This is a genomic window from Mesorhizobium sp. M7A.F.Ca.US.006.04.2.1, assembly GCF_004022915.1.
GTDB lineage: Bacteria > Pseudomonadota > Alphaproteobacteria > Rhizobiales > Rhizobiaceae > Mesorhizobium > Mesorhizobium ciceri.
Window position 1 is genome coordinate 1 of the sequence record NZ_RZQA01001242.1, and the last position, 1,313, is coordinate 1,313.

Annotated in this window: 2 protein-coding genes; both read left to right on the forward strand. The window is 63.0% G+C overall.

Features of this window, described 5'->3' with window-relative positions; translation table 11 throughout:
* On the forward strand, positions 1 to 648 hold a 648-nt coding region (locus EN925_RS36230; protein ID WP_164894672.1), incomplete at its 5' end, for an ABC transporter permease.
* A 3-nt stretch (positions 649 to 651) separates the two neighbouring features.
* Positions 652 to 1,313 (forward strand): ABC transporter permease (locus tag EN925_RS36235; RefSeq protein ID WP_164894673.1); only part of this gene is annotated, 662 nt, incomplete at its 3' end.

The following is a 1,313-nucleotide window of genomic DNA, read 5'->3' on the forward strand; positions in this document are numbered from 1 at the left end:
GTCATCGGGCTGATCAACGGTCTGGCGATCACCCGTTTCAACGTCCATCCGATCATCGCGACGCTGTCGACGCAGTACATCGTGCTCGGCATCACGCGCATCCTGCGGCCCGTCTCCGGCGGCACGGTGCCGGAGATCGTCATCGATGCCGTCTCGGGCAGTTTCCTCGGCATTCCCTATCCGGTTTTCTGGGGCATCGTCGTGATCCTGGCAGCGTGGAAACTGCTCTACGGATCCCGGTATGGGCTGCATCTGTTTGCGATCGGCGGCGGCATCGCGTCCGGCGCCGAGAGTGCTGCCCGCAATTTCGGCGTCTCCGACCGCCGCAACATCATCCTCGCCTATGTGATCTGTTCCTGTTTCGCAGCCGTTGCCGGTGTCTTCCTGGCCGGGCGCATCGTGTCGGGCGATCCGAATGTCGGGCTGCTTTTCGAACTCGATACCGTCACCGCCGTGGCGCTTGGAGGCACCCAGCTTTCCGGTGGCATAGGCAGCCTGCACGGCACCGTGATCGGCGCGCTGGTCATGGCGCTGCTGGCCAATGGCATGAACCTCGCCAACGTCTCGCCGTTCGTCCAGACCGCGATCAAGGGCGGCATCCTGCTGGCGGTGGTCGGGCTGCAATCCCGCAAGAAGATGGGGCTATAAAAGATGGCTGCCGTTCTCGCAAATCCGATCGCCCGGCGCCTGCTGCGCATACCGCCGTCCTATTTTGTCTTCCTCGTGCTGCTGGCCACGCTGTGGATCGCACGACCGAACATGCTCAACCTCAACATCATGGGTATCTTCGTCAGGCAGATCGTCCCGCTCGGCATCCTGGTTCTGGGGCAGCTCGTCGTCATGCGGGTGAAGTCGATCGACCTTTCCGGCGGCGGCATCATCCTGCTCATCAACTATTTCATTTCGTCAGGCACTTTCCCCGGCGCGTCGATGCCTTTCTTCGTCGTGCTGGCGCTCGGTACCGGCCTCGTCATCGGCCTGTTCAACGGCTTCATGATAGGGAGCCGGCGGGTGTCGGCGGTCATCGTCACGCTGGCGGTCAGCATCATCCTGGTCGGGCTGGTGCAGTTCCTGTCGAGCGGCAATCCGCCCGGCGATGTGCCGAAGCTGTTCAACGACCTCTACAACACGAAATTCCTGTCGGTTCCGACGCCGGTGCTGTTCTGGGTCCTGCTGACCGCTTTGGTGTGGCTGCTGCTGTCGCGGACCGTCTTTGGCCGCTACGTCGCCTCGGTCGGGGAGAATGCCGAAGCCGCGCATTTTTCCGGCGTGCCGGTCCAGCGCACGGTGATCCTTGCGCACACGCTCGCCGG